The sequence below is a fragment of the Neisseria sp. P0009.S008 genome (genome assembly GCF_051958615.1).
Taxonomy (GTDB): domain Bacteria; phylum Pseudomonadota; class Gammaproteobacteria; order Burkholderiales; family Neisseriaceae; genus Neisseria; species Neisseria subflava.
Window position 1 is genome coordinate 15,605 of record NZ_JBQCVG010000014.1, and the last position, 14,200, is coordinate 29,804.

General features: G+C 48.5%; 17 protein-coding genes and 2 tRNA genes. 16 read left to right on the forward strand and 3 right to left on the reverse strand.

Annotation, left to right across the window (positions count from 1 at the left end):
• Window positions 1-8 precede the first annotated feature (8 nt).
• The 9 genes from ACTHSQ_RS10075 (at window position 9) to greB (ending at window position 7,558) form a co-directional block, all read left to right on the forward strand.
• A complete protein-coding gene (locus ACTHSQ_RS10075) occupies window positions 9-674 on the forward strand; it encodes a sel1 repeat family protein (RefSeq protein ID WP_440371915.1) in 666 nt (221 codons plus the stop codon).
• A 2-nt stretch (window positions 675-676) separates the two neighbouring features.
• Window positions 677-1,405 (forward strand): amino acid ABC transporter ATP-binding protein, encoded by a 729-nt coding sequence (locus tag ACTHSQ_RS10080; RefSeq protein WP_003747231.1) that lies wholly within the window; start codon window positions 677-679, stop codon window positions 1,403-1,405.
• A 63-nt stretch (window positions 1,406-1,468) separates the two neighbouring features.
• Window positions 1,469-1,828: a hypothetical protein gene (locus ACTHSQ_RS10085; protein WP_440371916.1), complete on the forward strand. Its 360-nt coding sequence runs from the start codon at window positions 1,469-1,471 to the stop codon at window positions 1,826-1,828.
• A 4-nt stretch (window positions 1,829-1,832) separates the two neighbouring features.
• Window positions 1,833-2,285: a protein YgfX gene (locus tag ACTHSQ_RS10090; RefSeq protein WP_440371917.1), complete on the forward strand. Its 453-nt coding sequence runs from the start codon at window positions 1,833-1,835 to the stop codon at window positions 2,283-2,285.
• Between the two features lie 38 nt (window positions 2,286-2,323).
• Window positions 2,324-3,607, forward strand: a complete 1,284-nt coding sequence (gene folC / locus ACTHSQ_RS10095) for a bifunctional tetrahydrofolate synthase/dihydrofolate synthase (protein ID WP_440371918.1) — start codon at window positions 2,324-2,326, stop codon at window positions 3,605-3,607.
• Window positions 3,608-3,620: 13 nt separating this feature from the next.
• Window positions 3,621-4,769 carry a cell division protein FtsN gene (ftsN, locus tag ACTHSQ_RS10100; RefSeq protein ID WP_440371919.1) on the forward strand — a complete coding sequence of 383 codons (1,149 nt, stop codon included), beginning with the start codon at window positions 3,621-3,623 and terminating at the stop codon, window positions 4,767-4,769.
• Entirely contained in the window at window positions 4,762-5,295 is a 534-nt protein-coding gene (locus ACTHSQ_RS10105; RefSeq protein ID WP_154953945.1) for a CvpA family protein, read from the forward strand. The genes ftsN and ACTHSQ_RS10105 overlap by 8 nt, the downstream gene beginning before the upstream one ends.
• Window positions 5,296-5,447: 152 nt before the next feature.
• Window positions 5,448-6,992, forward strand: coding sequence for an amidophosphoribosyltransferase (gene purF / locus ACTHSQ_RS10110; RefSeq protein WP_295708940.1), 1,545 nt, complete (start codon window positions 5,448-5,450; stop codon window positions 6,990-6,992).
• 74 nt (window positions 6,993-7,066) lie between these two features.
• Complete coding sequence (gene greB / locus ACTHSQ_RS10115) at window positions 7,067-7,558, forward strand: transcription elongation factor GreB (RefSeq protein ID WP_070608176.1); 492 nt, start codon at window positions 7,067-7,069, stop codon at window positions 7,556-7,558.
• Between the two features lie 87 nt (window positions 7,559-7,645).
• Here the strand turns inward: greB and plsY are convergent, their stop codons facing one another.
• Entirely contained in the window at window positions 7,646-8,257 is a 612-nt protein-coding gene (gene plsY / locus ACTHSQ_RS10120) for a glycerol-3-phosphate 1-O-acyltransferase PlsY (protein ID WP_440371920.1), read from the reverse strand.
• Window positions 8,258-8,315: 58 nt separating this feature from the next.
• Here plsY and folB point away from each other — a divergent pair, with 58 nt between their 5' ends.
• Both folB and ACTHSQ_RS10130 read left to right on the forward strand, forming a co-directional pair.
• Window positions 8,316-8,666 (forward strand): dihydroneopterin aldolase, encoded by a 351-nt coding sequence (gene folB, locus ACTHSQ_RS10125; RefSeq protein ID WP_049329397.1) that lies wholly within the window; start codon window positions 8,316-8,318, stop codon window positions 8,664-8,666.
• A gap of 75 nt (window positions 8,667-8,741) precedes the next feature.
• Entirely contained in the window at window positions 8,742-9,278 is a 537-nt protein-coding gene (locus ACTHSQ_RS10130) for an NUDIX hydrolase (protein WP_049329396.1), read from the forward strand.
• A gap of 129 nt (window positions 9,279-9,407) precedes the next feature.
• Here the strand turns inward: ACTHSQ_RS10130 and ACTHSQ_RS10135 are convergent, their stop codons facing one another.
• Window positions 9,408-10,046 (reverse strand): alpha/beta hydrolase, encoded by a 639-nt coding sequence (locus tag ACTHSQ_RS10135; protein WP_440371921.1) that lies wholly within the window; start codon window positions 10,044-10,046, stop codon window positions 9,408-9,410.
• A gap of 39 nt (window positions 10,047-10,085) precedes the next feature.
• Complete coding sequence (locus ACTHSQ_RS10140; RefSeq protein WP_003685283.1) at window positions 10,086-10,880, reverse strand: polyamine aminopropyltransferase; 795 nt, start codon at window positions 10,878-10,880, stop codon at window positions 10,086-10,088.
• A 215-nt stretch (window positions 10,881-11,095) separates the two neighbouring features.
• On the opposite strand from ACTHSQ_RS10140, the gene ACTHSQ_RS10145 reads away from it, so the two are divergent.
• The 5 genes from ACTHSQ_RS10145 to ACTHSQ_RS10165 all read left to right on the forward strand — a co-directional run bounded on the left by ACTHSQ_RS10145 (window position 11,096) and on the right by ACTHSQ_RS10165 (window position 14,174).
• Window positions 11,096-11,171 (forward strand) — tRNA-Thr (locus tag ACTHSQ_RS10145).
• 36 nt (window positions 11,172-11,207) lie between these two features.
• Window positions 11,208-11,283 (forward strand) — tRNA-Thr (locus ACTHSQ_RS10150).
• A 127-nt stretch (window positions 11,284-11,410) separates the two neighbouring features.
• Window positions 11,411-12,202 carry a 3-methyl-2-oxobutanoate hydroxymethyltransferase gene (gene panB / locus ACTHSQ_RS10155; RefSeq protein WP_440371922.1) on the forward strand — a complete coding sequence of 264 codons (792 nt, stop codon included), beginning with the start codon at window positions 11,411-11,413 and terminating at the stop codon, window positions 12,200-12,202.
• 119 nt (window positions 12,203-12,321) lie between these two features.
• Window positions 12,322-13,158: a pantoate--beta-alanine ligase gene (panC, locus tag ACTHSQ_RS10160; protein WP_440371923.1), complete on the forward strand. Its 837-nt coding sequence runs from the start codon at window positions 12,322-12,324 to the stop codon at window positions 13,156-13,158.
• Between the two features lie 68 nt (window positions 13,159-13,226).
• Window positions 13,227-14,174 carry a DUF4424 family protein gene (locus ACTHSQ_RS10165; protein WP_440371924.1) on the forward strand — a complete coding sequence of 316 codons (948 nt, stop codon included), beginning with the start codon at window positions 13,227-13,229 and terminating at the stop codon, window positions 14,172-14,174.
• Window positions 14,175-14,200 lie beyond the last annotated feature (26 nt).

Consider the following 14,200-nt stretch of genomic DNA (forward strand, 5'->3'; position numbering starts at 1 on the left):
GGAACTTAATGTTGAAAAAATATGTCTGGTGTGGGCTGGCTGTACTTATTACCGGTACGGCATTTGCATTAGGAACCGGCGGAGAAGAAAGCCTGCGGCGCAAAGCAAAAGCCGGCGATGCTGAAGCGCAATATCTGCTGGCCATGCAGTTGGAAATGACAACAGACCCTGTAAACCTCAAAGAAAGCGAGTTTTACTATTGGCTGAAAAAAGCCGCAGAAAACGGCGAAGGAGCGGCACAAGACTTACTTGATGATATTGAAGCCGAATATGATAAAACAGCTTTAGAAGACGAACTTGCGCCTAACGGTTCACAAAAATTGATGAATGAAGTGTTCAAACTGGAAAATCAGAAGCAGAAAAATTATCCGCTGATCAAAGAAAAATTATTTAAAGCGGCAGCTTTGAGCAACTACGCAGCTTTAGCAGATACCGCATGGCTGTTTGGAAATCGGGACAATGCGCAGAAATACGGCGTTCCCTTCAATCCCCTGAAAGCCTGCATCCTGTCGGTATATACCAACAACCGTTATGGCGACTTGAACAAAGATGCATTGGATATATTGTGTCGCGGCATTTATACCAAGGACAACAGTGAGAAAATCGAGCATTATGCCAAACAGATTAAAAACAGGCCATCCAAAATCTGGTCAATTTTAGAGAATGTCAAATAAACATGATTAAATTCAAAAATGTACACAAACATTTTAAAGATTTGCACGTTATCAACGGCGTGAATCTGGAAGTCAAACAAGGCGAAGTAGTCGTTGTATGCGGCCCTTCAGGCAGTGGCAAATCTACGCTGATTCGTACGGTAAACCAACTCGAGCGCATTGAAAGCGGCGAGATTTGGGTGGACGGCATCAATGTTGCCGATCCGAAAACCGATTTGAACAAAGTGCGCGAAGAAGTGGGTTTTGTGTTCCAAGGATTCAATCTGTATCCGCATTTGACCGTCTTGGAAAATATTATTCTTTCTCCGATGAAAGTGAAAAACCAAAGCCGTGAAGAGGCGGAAAAGAAAGCGATGGAGCTTTTGGAACGCGTCGGCTTGGCACATAAAAAAGACGCGCTGCCCGGTCAGCTTTCCGGCGGTCAGCAGCAGCGTGTGGCGATTGCACGCGGTTTGGCGATGGAGCCGCGCGTCATGTTGTTTGACGAGCCGACTTCTGCGCTTGACCCTGAAATGGTTGGCGAAGTATTGAAAGTGATGAAAGACTTGGCGGAAAGCGGCATGACCATGATGTGTGTGACCCATGAGATGGGTTTTGCGCGCGAAGTCGCCGACCGTGTGATTTTTGTCGATAAAGGCCAGATTCTGGAAGACGAAACGCCGGAAGAGTTTTTTACCAATCCGAAACACGAGCGTGCCAAACAGTTCCTGCAACAGGTGATGACACATTAAACTCGGGCCGTCTGAAATTTCAGACGGCATGATCGGTTTGAATGATTTTGAAAGTTGAAAATAATGTATTTTGTTGACCGTACTGCTGTTGTGTTGAAGCCGACCGCCCGTTTTTTGGAATGGCTGAAATCCGCCGATGAAAATATGCCCGACCTGACCGTCGAGCAACTGCGCACCAACTGCTCCGTATTCCTTGTGCCGCAATTTGACGAACCCGAATCCGTCATTTCTTATTTTGACGAACGCTACCAGCAGATTTTTGAAGCCGAATTGGCCGGCTGGGGCATCGATAAAAGCAAATGGCCGCAAGACATGAGCTTGAAGGCTTTTTGGGAATTTTTCGATACCGAAATCCACGATATGGTTTTGGATATGGAAGAGGCGGAATTGAACATTGCGCCTGTTTTCGACAATATGATGTAAAGCCGTGCGAAGTTTTCAGACGGCCTTAAAGCCCTCGCGTTCTTTGAAAATTCTGATTGTCTTCTTACACCTTTCGGCGTTGGCCTTATGCCTTGCCGAGTTTTACGGCTGGATGATGTGGCTGGGTTTGGCGGCGTTGGCCGGCAGTTTTGCCTATGCTTGGCGCAACGTTAATTTTCACACTCAAAATGCGGTCAGAAAAATTATCATCGATCGCCAATACCGTGCGACGGTTTACTTGAATGGCGAGGAAGAGGGAAGAAGCGCGGTTTTGCAAGACAGCAGTATGTTGACGGTTTATGCTTTGTTTTTACAATGGAATGTTGACGGAAAAATAGTCAAACACTGCATCTTGCCCGATATGGCTGGCCGTGATGCTTACCGCCGTCTGAAAGTGTGGGCACGCTGGTGCCGTGAAAAAGAAGACAAAGCAGAACTTGCGGCAGATATGGATTAAACGGCTGTTTCAGACGGCCTTTTGAAGCGATAAATACAATGAAAACATTACAAGACTGGCTTTCTCATTTGGAGACTGCCCATAGTTCCGGCCTTATCGATATGGGTTTGGAACGTGTGGGAGAAGTGAAAAAACGCATGAATTTGGTGCCGCAATGTCCTGTCGTCGTGGTGGCGGGTACCAATGGCAAAGGCTCCGTATGCGCCTATTTGTCGCATATTTATAAAGAAGCTGGTTTTAAAGTCGGTACGCTGACCAGTCCTCATCTTCTGCGTTACAACGAACGAATCGCCATCAACACTCAGTCGGTTTCAGATGAATTGATTGTTTCCTCATTTGAGCGGATCGAAGCGGCGCGCGGCGAAATTTCGCTGACGTATTTTGAGTTTAATGCTTTGGCGGCCGTCGATATTTTCATGCGTGAAAATGTGGACGTAATGATTTTGGAAGTCGGTTTGGGCGGACGGTTGGATGCCGTGAATGTATTCGATGGCGACTGCTCGGTCGTTACTAGCGTGGATTTGGACCATCAGGCATTTTTGGGTGATACTGTCGAGCAGGTTGGTTTTGAGAAAGCCGGAGTGTTCCGTAGCGGCAAGCCAGCCGTATGCGGTCAGAATCCTGCGCCTGAATCATTGGTTAAACACGCAGAAGAAATTGGCGTAAAACTGTTGATGGTTCAGCGAGATTTTGATTTTGCGTCAATGGAAAGCGTACAGTGGAATTACCGCTTCCATCCGCAATCTTCAGACGGCCAAAGCCGTAACCGCAATTCCTTGCCGTTTCCTGCTTTACGCGGTGCCTATCAGTTGTCTAATGCCGCGTGTGCATTGACGGTGCTGGAATGTTTGAACGAACAATTGCCGGTTGATATCGGCGCGATTAAACGCGGTTTGCTGTTGGTTGAGAATCCTGGACGTTTCCAAGTTTTGCCCGGTCGTCCGCTGGTAGTTTTGGATGTCGGCCACAATCCGCACGCAGCCCGTGCTTTGCGCCGCAGCCTGATTAACCTTGCCTTTGCCCAAAAACGTACCGCCGTATTCAGTATGTTGTCCGATAAAGATATTGATGGCGTGCTGGAAATCGTTAAAGACCAGTTTGACGAGTGGAATATCGCGCCTTTAGATGTGCCGCGCGGCATGACGGTGGAGGCTTTGCAGGCTAAACTGGCTGAACACGGCATCGATAATGTAAATGTTTTTGAAACTGTCGCTGCAGCCTACCGCGCTGCTTTGGCTAAAGCAACCGAAAATGATAGAATCGTTGTTTTCGGCTCATTCCATACTGTTGCCGATGTAATGGCTGTTTTGAAAGAACACTAACGAGGAAATTATCATGTCCGACAATAAACAAAAAGAAACTCCAAACGGATACGATTTAGACGGTTACGAACGACTGAAACGTCGCAACCGCCGTCGCTTGGTCTTGGCCTCCGGCCTGGTGGTGGCATCGGGTATGCTGTTCGGTCTGGCGCTGACTTCCGGCGACGATAAAAATTCACCGTTTAAAGAAGCGCCTGTCGGTCAGAGCCAAGTCAAAACGGCTGACGAGCCGAGCAAGGCCGTCGTTTTAGAGCCGAATAAAGAAGATGTCGCTGCTGCTGAGGAGGCTGCCCGCCATGCGGATGCCGAAGCATCAAATAAACCGCAAAATGCAGGCGACGAAGAAGATAATGCGCCGGTTGAAGTATTGAAGCCAAGCCGTGAATCTGCTCCCGAAGATGTTGGCGAACCGTTGGTTTTGATCAACGATACTTTGGATGACGGCAATATTAAAGGTTTGGAAGAGTCCGAACGTATTCAACGAGCCGAGGCCGCCAAACGTGAAGCTGCGGAGCGCCGAGCCGAAGAACGCCGCCAACGTCAGGCTGAACAACGTGCTGCTGCGGCCCGTAAAACACAAGCCCAACAGGAAGCTGCTGAGAAAGAAAACGCATTGGCAGCTAAAAAACGCGCACTTCAAGCGCGTGCTGAAAAAGCAGAGCGTGAAGCCGCTGCCGAACGCAATAAATTGGCACAATTGGAAAAAGCAGAGAAAGCCATTGCTGAGCGTAAATCTGCCAAAAACAGCAAAGACAGCGTAAAAGACAAGGCCGAACCTGCCAAGAAAGCAGAAGCCAAAGTTGAAAAACCAAAAAATGAAAAAGCTAAACCAGAAACGGCCAAAGCAGAAAAAGCCGATAAGGTAAAAACTGCCGAGAAGCCGTCTGAAAAAGCCAAACCTAAAGCTGAAAAAGAAAAAGCAGAAGCTAAACCTGCTAAAAAGGCCGCTATTCAGGCTGGTTATGCTGAAAAAGAACGCGCACAAAGCCTGCAACGTAAAATGAAAGCCGCAGGTATCGATTCAACCATTACTGAAGTGATGACCGATAAAGGTAAGGTGTATCGCGTGAAATCAGCCAGTTATAAAAATGCACGCGATGCAGAGCGCGATTTGAACAAATTGCGTGTACATGGCATTGCAGGTCAGGTGACCAGTGAGTAATTTGCCTGTTGCCGATTTGTTGGCTGCCGCCGTCATCGTCATCTGCATCATTATCTCGTTGACACGGGGTATTATTGCCGAAGCAGGGGCGATGGTGGCGTGGGTGGTATCGTTCATTGCAGCCAGAACGCTTGCCGTGCCGTTTGCCGATGTGGTCTTTAAATCGGTTGAGCCGCATTCTTTGGCGGTTGCCATGGGTTTTGCCGCTGTGTTTTTTCTGGCATGGCTGTTGCAGAAACTGGCACGATCGCTGTTGAGCAGTTTGATGTCTGCCGTTGGTTTGGGAAGCATTAACCGTTTGCTTGGCGGTGTATTCGGTGCAGTGAAAGGTGTGATTTTGGTGACACTGGCAGTGATGGTTTTTTCACACACTGATTTGCCGAAAACGGAAGAGTGGCAAAGTTCGTACACAATTCCGTATTTTGAATCACTTGCCGATGCTGCGATGCCTTATTTGCCTGGAAAAGATACCGCAATGCCGCATCTTTCGGGTAAAGCAGCTGAAGTTGAAGAATTGGATGATTGAGTTTGACGGATTCAGACGGCCTATGGGTCGTCTGAGTCCGTTTTTATTTGCGTAAATTTGACATCATATTGTTAACAATTCGAGCAAACTCATCTAAATTATTTTATAATGACGGCTTACCCATTTAATCTTCAAACTCGGAGAAGCACGATATGTGTGGTGTATTAGGTTTGGTTAGTCATGAGCCGGTCAATCAGATGTTGTATGATGGTTTGCAGATGTTGCAACACCGTGGTCAGGACGCAGCAGGTATTGTTACTGCCGAAGGCAATATATTTCATATGCACAAGGGCAAAGGCATGGTGCGCGAAGTGTTCCGTACCCGCAATATGCGCGACTTGATCGGTAATGCCGGCATTGCACATGTCCGCTATCCGACTGCAGGCAATGCGGGCAGCAGTGCAGAAGCCCAGCCGTTTTATGTCAGCTCCCCATTCGGCATTGTTTTGGCACACAACGGTAATCTGACCAATACCGAAGAGCTGTATGAAAACGTATGCAACAAACACCTGCGCCACGTTAATACCAGCTCCGATTCTGAAGTCCTACTCAATGTATTCGCGCACGAATTACGCCGTGAAGTCTCTAAAAATACAGCCCCTTATCAACTCACCATCGACAATATTTTCAACGCCGTTTCCGAAGTACACCGCATAGTGCGCGGCGCATACGGTGTTGTAGCCATGATTGCCGGATATGGCATGGTTGCCTTCCGCGATCCTCACGGTATCCGTCCGTTGGTATTGGGTTCGCAAACCGATGAATCCGGTAAAAAATCGTATGCCGTTGCCTCTGAATCAGTTGCTTTCAACGCACTTGCCTATGATTTGGAACGCGATATCCAGCCGGGTGAAGCCGTGTTTGTCAGCTTTGACGGTTCAATCGTGTCGCGTCAATGCAGTGATAAAGTCAAACTCAGCCCTTGTCTCTTTGAATATGTCTATTTCGCGCGTCCAGACTCCGTCATCGACGGCGTATCCATCTATCAGGCGCGTCTGGATATGGGTGTTTCTTTGGCGGAAAAAATCAAACGCGAGTTGCCCGTCGACGATATCGATGTCGTGATGCCGATTCCTGATACCAGCCGACCCAGCGCGATGGAGCTTGCCGTCCATCTCGAAAAACCTTACCGCGAAGGTCTGATTAAAAACCGCTATATCGGCCGCACTTTCATCATGCCCGGACAAGCAACGCGTAAAAAATCAGTACGCCAAAAACTCAGTCCGATGGAAACCGAGTTTAATGGCAAAAGCGTTTTGTTGGTGGATGATTCCATCGTGCGCGGTACGACCAGCCGTGAAATCGTTGAAATGGTACGAGCGGCAGGTGCGCGCAAAGTCTATATTGCTTCTGCAGCTCCCGAAGTGCGCTATCCGAATGTGTACGGTATCGATATGCCGACCCGTGAAGAACTGATTGCAAACGGCCGCAGCGCAGCAGAAATCTCGGCCGAGATTGGCGCGGACGGTATCGTCTTCCAAAATTTAGAAGACTTGGAAGCAGTAGTCAAAGCACTCAATCCAAAAATCGAATCCTTCGATTCTTCATGCTTTAACGGTGTTTATCAAACCGGCGATATCGACGAAGCGTATCTAAACCGTCTCTCTACCGAAAAATCAGGTTGTGGCGGTTTGAAAGTACATCCAAGCAAAATGGAACACAGCATCAGTATCAGCGATAGTGATGATGAAGAATAAAGTAAATTGACTTACAATAAAGGCCGTCTGAAAATTAACGTTCAGACGGCCTTTAATTATGTTTTAGACACATCATGAGTACCGAAACCAAAAATTACATCACACCTACCGGTTGGCAGGCATTGAAAGACGAACTTTATCATCTGGTTAACAAAGAACGCCCGGAAATCGTCCAAATCGTTAACTGGGCGGCAAGCAATGGCGACCGCAGCGAAAATGGCGACTATCTTTACGGCAAACGCCGTATGCGCGAAATCGACCGCCGTATCCGCTTCCTAACCAAACGCTTGGAAGCAGCCGTTGTCGTCGACCCTGAAGCGCGTGAAGCCACGGATCAGATTTTCTTCAGCGCCACCGTTGGCTTATTGCGCGGAGACGGTCGTGAACAAACCGTTAAAATCGTCGGAGTAGATGAAATCGATACCGCTAAAAACAAAATCTCATGGATTTCCCCTTTGGCACGCAGCCTGATTAAAGCACGCGAAGGCGATGAAGTTGTCTTGGATACACCGGAAGGACGTGAGATTATAGAGATTTTGTCGGTGGAATATATTAAGATTGATTGATTATGCGTGAATAAAGCAAGTGAAGCTATAAAAGGCCGTCTGAAAAATATACTTTCAGACGGCCTTTTATTGATTGTATCTACATTTTTAAGATTTCCCGGCTTTATCTCCGATTTTGCTTTCTTTACCTTGAATCAGGTTTTGAATATTGCTTTTGTGGCGGTACAACACCAATGCTGCAATGAATACGGTTGCCCATGCCCAAGAGGCGTGCGGCATCATGAAGAAGGCGAAGATGGGTGCGCAGATGGTGGCGACCAGTGCGGCGAGTGAGGAGACTTTGAAACCGAATGCCATGACCAGCCAAACCAAGGTGCAGAGCAGGGCGGTTACGGGGGAGAGGGCAAGTAAGACGCCCAATGCGGTGGCTACGCCTTTGCCTCCTTTAAAATTGAAAAATATTGGCCACATATGACCGACCAATGCGGCGATGGCAACCAGTGCTATCGTTGCATCAGACAAATTTAAAGCATCTTGCAGACAGCGAGCCAAGATGACGGCAATCAAGCCTTTTACTGCATCGCCGAGCAGGGTCAGTGCGGCTGCTTTTTTCTTACCGCTGCGCAAGACGTTGGTGGCACCGGGGTTGCCGGAGCCGTAAGTGCGCGGATCGTCCATGCCGTAATATTTTGATACGATGACGGCAAAAGACAGGGAGCCGATAAGATAGGCGGCAATAATGGCGAGTACATTGAACATTTTGGGTGCTTTACTTAAAATGGGAACGGTTATTCTATCAAAAAAAACGGACAGGCAAATGGATAAAATCTTTTTGTACGGCATGAAGGCCGATACTTTAATCGGCGTATATGATTGGGAACGCGAGCGTAAACAGACTTTGATTTTGGATTTGGAAATCAGTGTTCCCGAGCGTACCGGCACGAGCGACGATATCGGCGACACCATTCATTATGGCGAAGTATGCGAAGTTGTACGCCGCAGCCTTGCCGAACAGGATTTTTTACTGCTGGAAACTTTGGCGGAATATATCGCCCAATTGATTTTAAATGATTTTGGTGCGGCCAAAGTGCGCGTCCGTATTGTGAAGCCGGGTATCCTGCCTGATGTGGCGCAGGTCGGTATTGAAATTGAACGTACTCGGGAATAAGGCTTATCTATGCCGTCTGAAAAAGGATTTCAGACGGCCTTTAATATTTAATAATTTGGAAAAATGAGGTAAAAAATGGATTTGAAGGAAACTAAATTAAGCAGCGAGCCAATCTACGAAGGTTCTTTTGTTACCATCAGCCGTGATCGGGTACGCCTGCCCAACGGCAATGAAAGCCAACGGGTTGTGATCCGTCATCCGGGTGCTGCGTGTGTATTGGCGGAAACAGAAGACGGCAAAGTTGTTTTGGTACGCCAATGGCGTTATGCCGCCGATCAGGCGACGTTGGAATTGCCGGCGGGTAAATTGGATGTGGCGGACGAAGACCCTGCCGAATGCGCTTTGCGTGAGTTGGCGGAAGAAACGCCATATGTCGCCGACAGTGTCAAACTGTTATACTCCTTTTACACCGCAGTCGGTTTTTGCGATGAAAAAATGTATCTCTACCAAGCGCAAGGCGTGCGTTTGGGCAGCGAGTTGAGCAACGATGAGGATGAAATTACAGAAACCGTCCTGATGAGCAAGGACGAGGTGCGCAATGCATTGGCAAACGATGAAATCAAAGATGGTAAGACTTTGATTGGTTTACAGTATTGGTTGACTCAGAATTGATATGTTAAGTAGAAAATCCTTGATGGATTTCTGAATACTTGAGCCTGATATTTAGATAATAAGGTTTCATACAAACAAGGCCGTCTGAAAAAGCTTTCAGACGGCCTTGTTTTATTGTGTAGCCAGATTTTAGCCTAATAAAGCCGGTGCAAACCGTGTGATCGTATCGCGTAAAACGATGAGTTTGCCGTGGAAGAAGTGGGACGAGCCGGCAATGGTGATAACAGGCAGGCCTTGTGGTTCTGCCCATGTCAGGGCTTTGTTGATTTCGACGACTTCGTCTTCCGCGCCATGAATCATCAATGTTTTGGCGACATCGGGAACGTTGGATGGCTCCGGGCGGTCGGTGTAGTGATGGACGGCGGCGCCCATTAGTAACAGTAAATCAGGCGTGCGCGCTTGTGCGGCAAAGGTGGAAACGTAGCCGCCGAATGAGAAACCGGCCAGGACGAATTGCGGCGCATCAGGATGTTGCGCGCGGGCGTAGTCGATAACGGTAATACAGTCTTGCGTTTCGCCGCGGCCGTAGTCGTGTTCTCCTTCGCTATTGCCTACGCCACGCAAATTGGGTAGGTAGCAATGGAAGCCGAGTTGGCTGAGGGCTTTGGCAGCGGTTTGGATGACTTTGTTGGTGTTGGTGCCGCCTTGCAAGGGATTGGGGTGGTTGATGACGGCAACGCCGCGGGCGGATTCTTGTGTGCTTGGCAGATAGATGGTTTCCAGCAAACCGGCCGGGCCGGAGATTTGAATGATGTCGGGTTTGAGCATGGGTGTGTCCTTGTTTATTTTCAGACGGCCTGAAACGGTTTACAGATAAAAATTCTTGCCGTTGTTTTGATTGTTGGCTTTCAAATCAGCAAGCATCCGTTTGAAGTCCAAGCCGTATTTTTCGCTTAATTTTTCGGCGCGTTTTTTCAGGTTGTCGAGATTTTGTTCTTTAGGGCTGCTTTGGAACGCCATGACCGCTACGTTGCCGTGGCTTTCGGCAGGCAGCTCGAGTACGCGGCCGTCAAAGACGTTGAGCAGGCGTTCGACAAAGCGTTGATAACGCTGGTCGCCGCTCCACCAGTTGGTGACAAATACGCCGTCGGGAGAGAGGGCGTTGCGGCAGTCTTGGAAGAAGGGTTCTTCAACCAAAGCATCGATAATCTGTTCGCCGTCAAAACCATCTACCAAAATTACATCGGTATTGTGGCGGAACACTTTAATATATTCCGCACCATCTGCCTCGATAATTTCAAAATTTTCGCCTTCGTGCGGCAATTCAAACAGGCTGCGCGCCACGGCGATGACTTGCGGATTGATGTCTATGGCGGTTTGCTTGGTGTGGGGCAGATAGCTGTCTATCCAACGGGCAAACGAGCCGCCACCCAAGCCGATTTGGGTGATGTGTTTCGGCGGGGTTTCTGCAAACAGCAGCCAACCCATCATGGCGCGGCTGTACGACAACACCAGCTCGGATGGATGATCGACATTCATGGAGCTTTGAATGGTGTCGCTGCCCAAATGCAGGGAACGGATATTGCCTTCTTCGGAAATGCCGACTTCGGGCAGATGGGATTTGGCTGGGCGCAGGCGGCGGTAAGGATGGCGGGGTGGCATGGGTGCAGGCAAAAGATATTAAAGGCGTTATTTTAACAGAAACAATGATGTTTTGCGCTGGGGTGGTTTTCAGACGGCCTTTGAGTGTGTTGGATGAAAAGATAAGGCAGGTATTTAATTTTCTTTAAAATCATTGGTTTTTATAATTTCGTGAGTAACTTTGTTTTAAAATGCTTGTCAAGATGGGAACTTATCGGCATAATGCCGACTTCCTTGCCGGTATAGCTCAGTTGGTAGAGCACCTGACTTGTAATCAGGGGGTCCCGAGTTCGACTCTTGGTGCCGGCACCAGTTAAAGACTGATGGTGCTGCAAGGCATTTCAGTAAGCCGGTATAGCTCAGTTGGTAGAGCACCTGACTTGTAATCAGGGGGTCCCGAGTTCGACTCTTGGTGCCGGCACCAATTAAAAGCCCGATTGTGAAAGCAGTCGGGCTTTTTGCTTATGCTTTGATATTTTAAAAGCAGACCTTATAATACCGCGTTTCCATTACAACAAAGGGCTGCCCGTCGGGCGGAACACACAAAACACATGATTACCGTAAACACTTTGCAAAAAATGAAAGCAGAGGGCGAAAAAATCGCCATGCTGACCGCTTATGAGTCCAGCTTTGCCGCGCTGATGGACAATGCCGGCGTGGATGTGTTGCTGGTTGGCGATTCTTTGGGCATGGCGGTGCAAGGTCGTCAGTCTACTTTGCCGGTGAGCTTGCAAGATATGTGCTACCACACTGAATGCGTGGCTCGTGGTACTAAAAATGCCATGATTGTCAGCGACTTGCCGTTTGGTGCGTATCAGCAGAGCAAAGAGCAGGCATTTGCGGCAGCGGCAGAGTTGATGGCGGCCGGCGCGCATATGGTCAAGCTTGAAGGTGGTGTCTGGATGGCGGAGACCACTGAATTTCTGCAAATGCGCGGTATCCCTGTTTGCGCCCACATCGGCCTGACTCCGCAATCCGTGTTTGCATTCGGCGGCTATAAAGTTCAAGGCCGCGGCGACAAGGCAGAGGCGTTGCTCAATGACGCCAAAGCGCATGATGCGGCAGGTGCGGCGATTGTGTTGATGGAATGCGTTCCTGCAGAATTGGCAAAAAAAGTGACCGAGACAGTTTCTTGCCCGACCATCGGTATTGGCGCAGGCGTGGATTGCGACGGTCAGGTTTTGGTGATGCATGATATGCTCGGCATTTTCCCCGGTAAAACCGCCAAATTCGTGAAGAACTTTATGCAGGGCAAAGACAGCGTTCAAGCCGCGGTCAAAGCTTATGTGGACGAAGTCAAAGCAAAAACGTTCCCATCTGTCGAACATACGTTTGTCGGATAAAATAAAATCCAGGCCGTCTGAAACTTATTTCAGACGGCCTTTTTGATGAATAAAAGCGTATAATCGGCGCGTGATTTCCGTTGATAAAACGGCGGAAAAGATAAAGGATTTTTCAAACCATGCAAATCATTCATACGATTAAAGAATTGCGCGAGTGGCGCAAAACTGCCGGAAAAGTGGCATTTGTGCCGACCATGGGCAATTTGCACGAAGGTCATCTTGCGCTGGTGCGCGAAGCAAAAAAACGTGCCGATAACGTTGTGGTCAGTATTTTTGTCAACCGCCTGCAATTCGGACAAGGCGAAGATTTCGACAAATATCCGCGCACTTTGCAGCAAGATGCCGACAAATTGGCAGGCGAGGGCGTTGCCGTCGTGTTCGCGCCTGATGAAAGAGAGCTGTATCCGAATGTGGAACAGCGTTTCAATGTCGAGCCTCCGCACTTGCAAAACGAATTGTGCGGCAAATTCCGTCCGGGCCATTTCCGCGGCGTGGCGACTGTTGTGACCAAGTTGTTCAACATTGTTCAACCTGATACCGCCTGCTTCGGCAAAAAAGACTATCAGCAGCTGGCGATTATCAAAGGCTTTGTTGAAGATTTGAACTTCAATATCGACATTGTTCCTGTCGACACCGGCCGCGCTTCAGACGGCCTGGCACTTTCCAGCCGCAACCAATATTTGAGCGAAGCAGAACGCGCAGAAGCGCCGCGCCTCTATCAAGAGTTGCAAAATATTGCCGCTGCCCTGAAAAACGGCAATCTGGATTACGCCCAGCTTGAAGACGAATGTATCCACCGTTTGACCGATGCCGGCTGGGTGGTTGATTACGTTGAAATCCGCCATGCACACAGCTTGGCAGTGGCTCATGTTGGCGATAAAGAATTGGTGGTGCTTGCCGCCGCCCGTCTGGGTACAACGCGACTGATTGATAATTTGGAAGTGGCTTTGGCTTAAACCCAAGCTGCTATTAAAGGCCGTCTGAAACCTGTTTTTCAGACGGCCTGTTTCAAAGGGGTTAAATCATGAAACAAAAAGCTTTAATCTTGCTCCTCCTGCTTGCCGGAGCAGCCCATGCCAACGACAGCACGGGTACAGTCAGCACGAGCGGCATCAAATATCTGAAAAATCCGCATATCGATATGCAGAGCGAAGATTTGTACATCAGCGAAAACCAGATTCGCGTGCATTACCGGTTTAAAAACACCTCCTCGCAAGACATTATCGAAACTGTCCTTTTCCCTTTGCCCATCGTTCCTGCGGCCACAGTTTCCGACTTTGCCGACACCAAAGGCTTGGTTAACAGCTTCCGCATTTACGCCGACGGCAAACCTGTCCGCCCGCAAGCCCACGTCCGTGCCTATTTTGAACGTAGTAACGGAACGTTGGTGGATGTAACCGCCGACTTGAAAAAATGCGGTTTGAGCGATCAGGAGTTGATGCACCCATGGACGCAAAACAAAGATGCCGAAAAGCTCGATAAGAAAATTCGTACTTGCAGCTCGCCTAAAATCAAATCCTTACTTCCAGCCAGCGAATTGAACATGATGGGCTGGACGTATTGGTCGGCGCAGATTATTTACAGCTGGAAGCAAACCTTTAAAGCCAACGCTGTAACCGAAATCAAACACCAATACACCCCGTTGGTTGGCGGCAGCTTCCTGCCTTCGCTCAAAGCCAAAGACAGCAAAGCATTCATAGATGAGTACTGTATGGATGAAAACTTCCTTAAAAACTTTAAAAATGTGAAAGAAGAAAAGGTCTATCACCATTTGGGCTATATCCTGACCACAGGTGCCAACTGGGCAAAACCCATCGGTAAATTCACCCTGACCATAGACCGCGAGCCCAATACCGTGATTTCACTCTGCTGGGACAAATCCCTGCGCAAAGTAGGGCCGAACCGCTTCCAAGCAGTCAAAGAAAATTTCCTGCCGAAGAAAGATTTAGACATTATTTTCGTTTATAACTAATTTTATTTGGCACACATAAAAGGCCG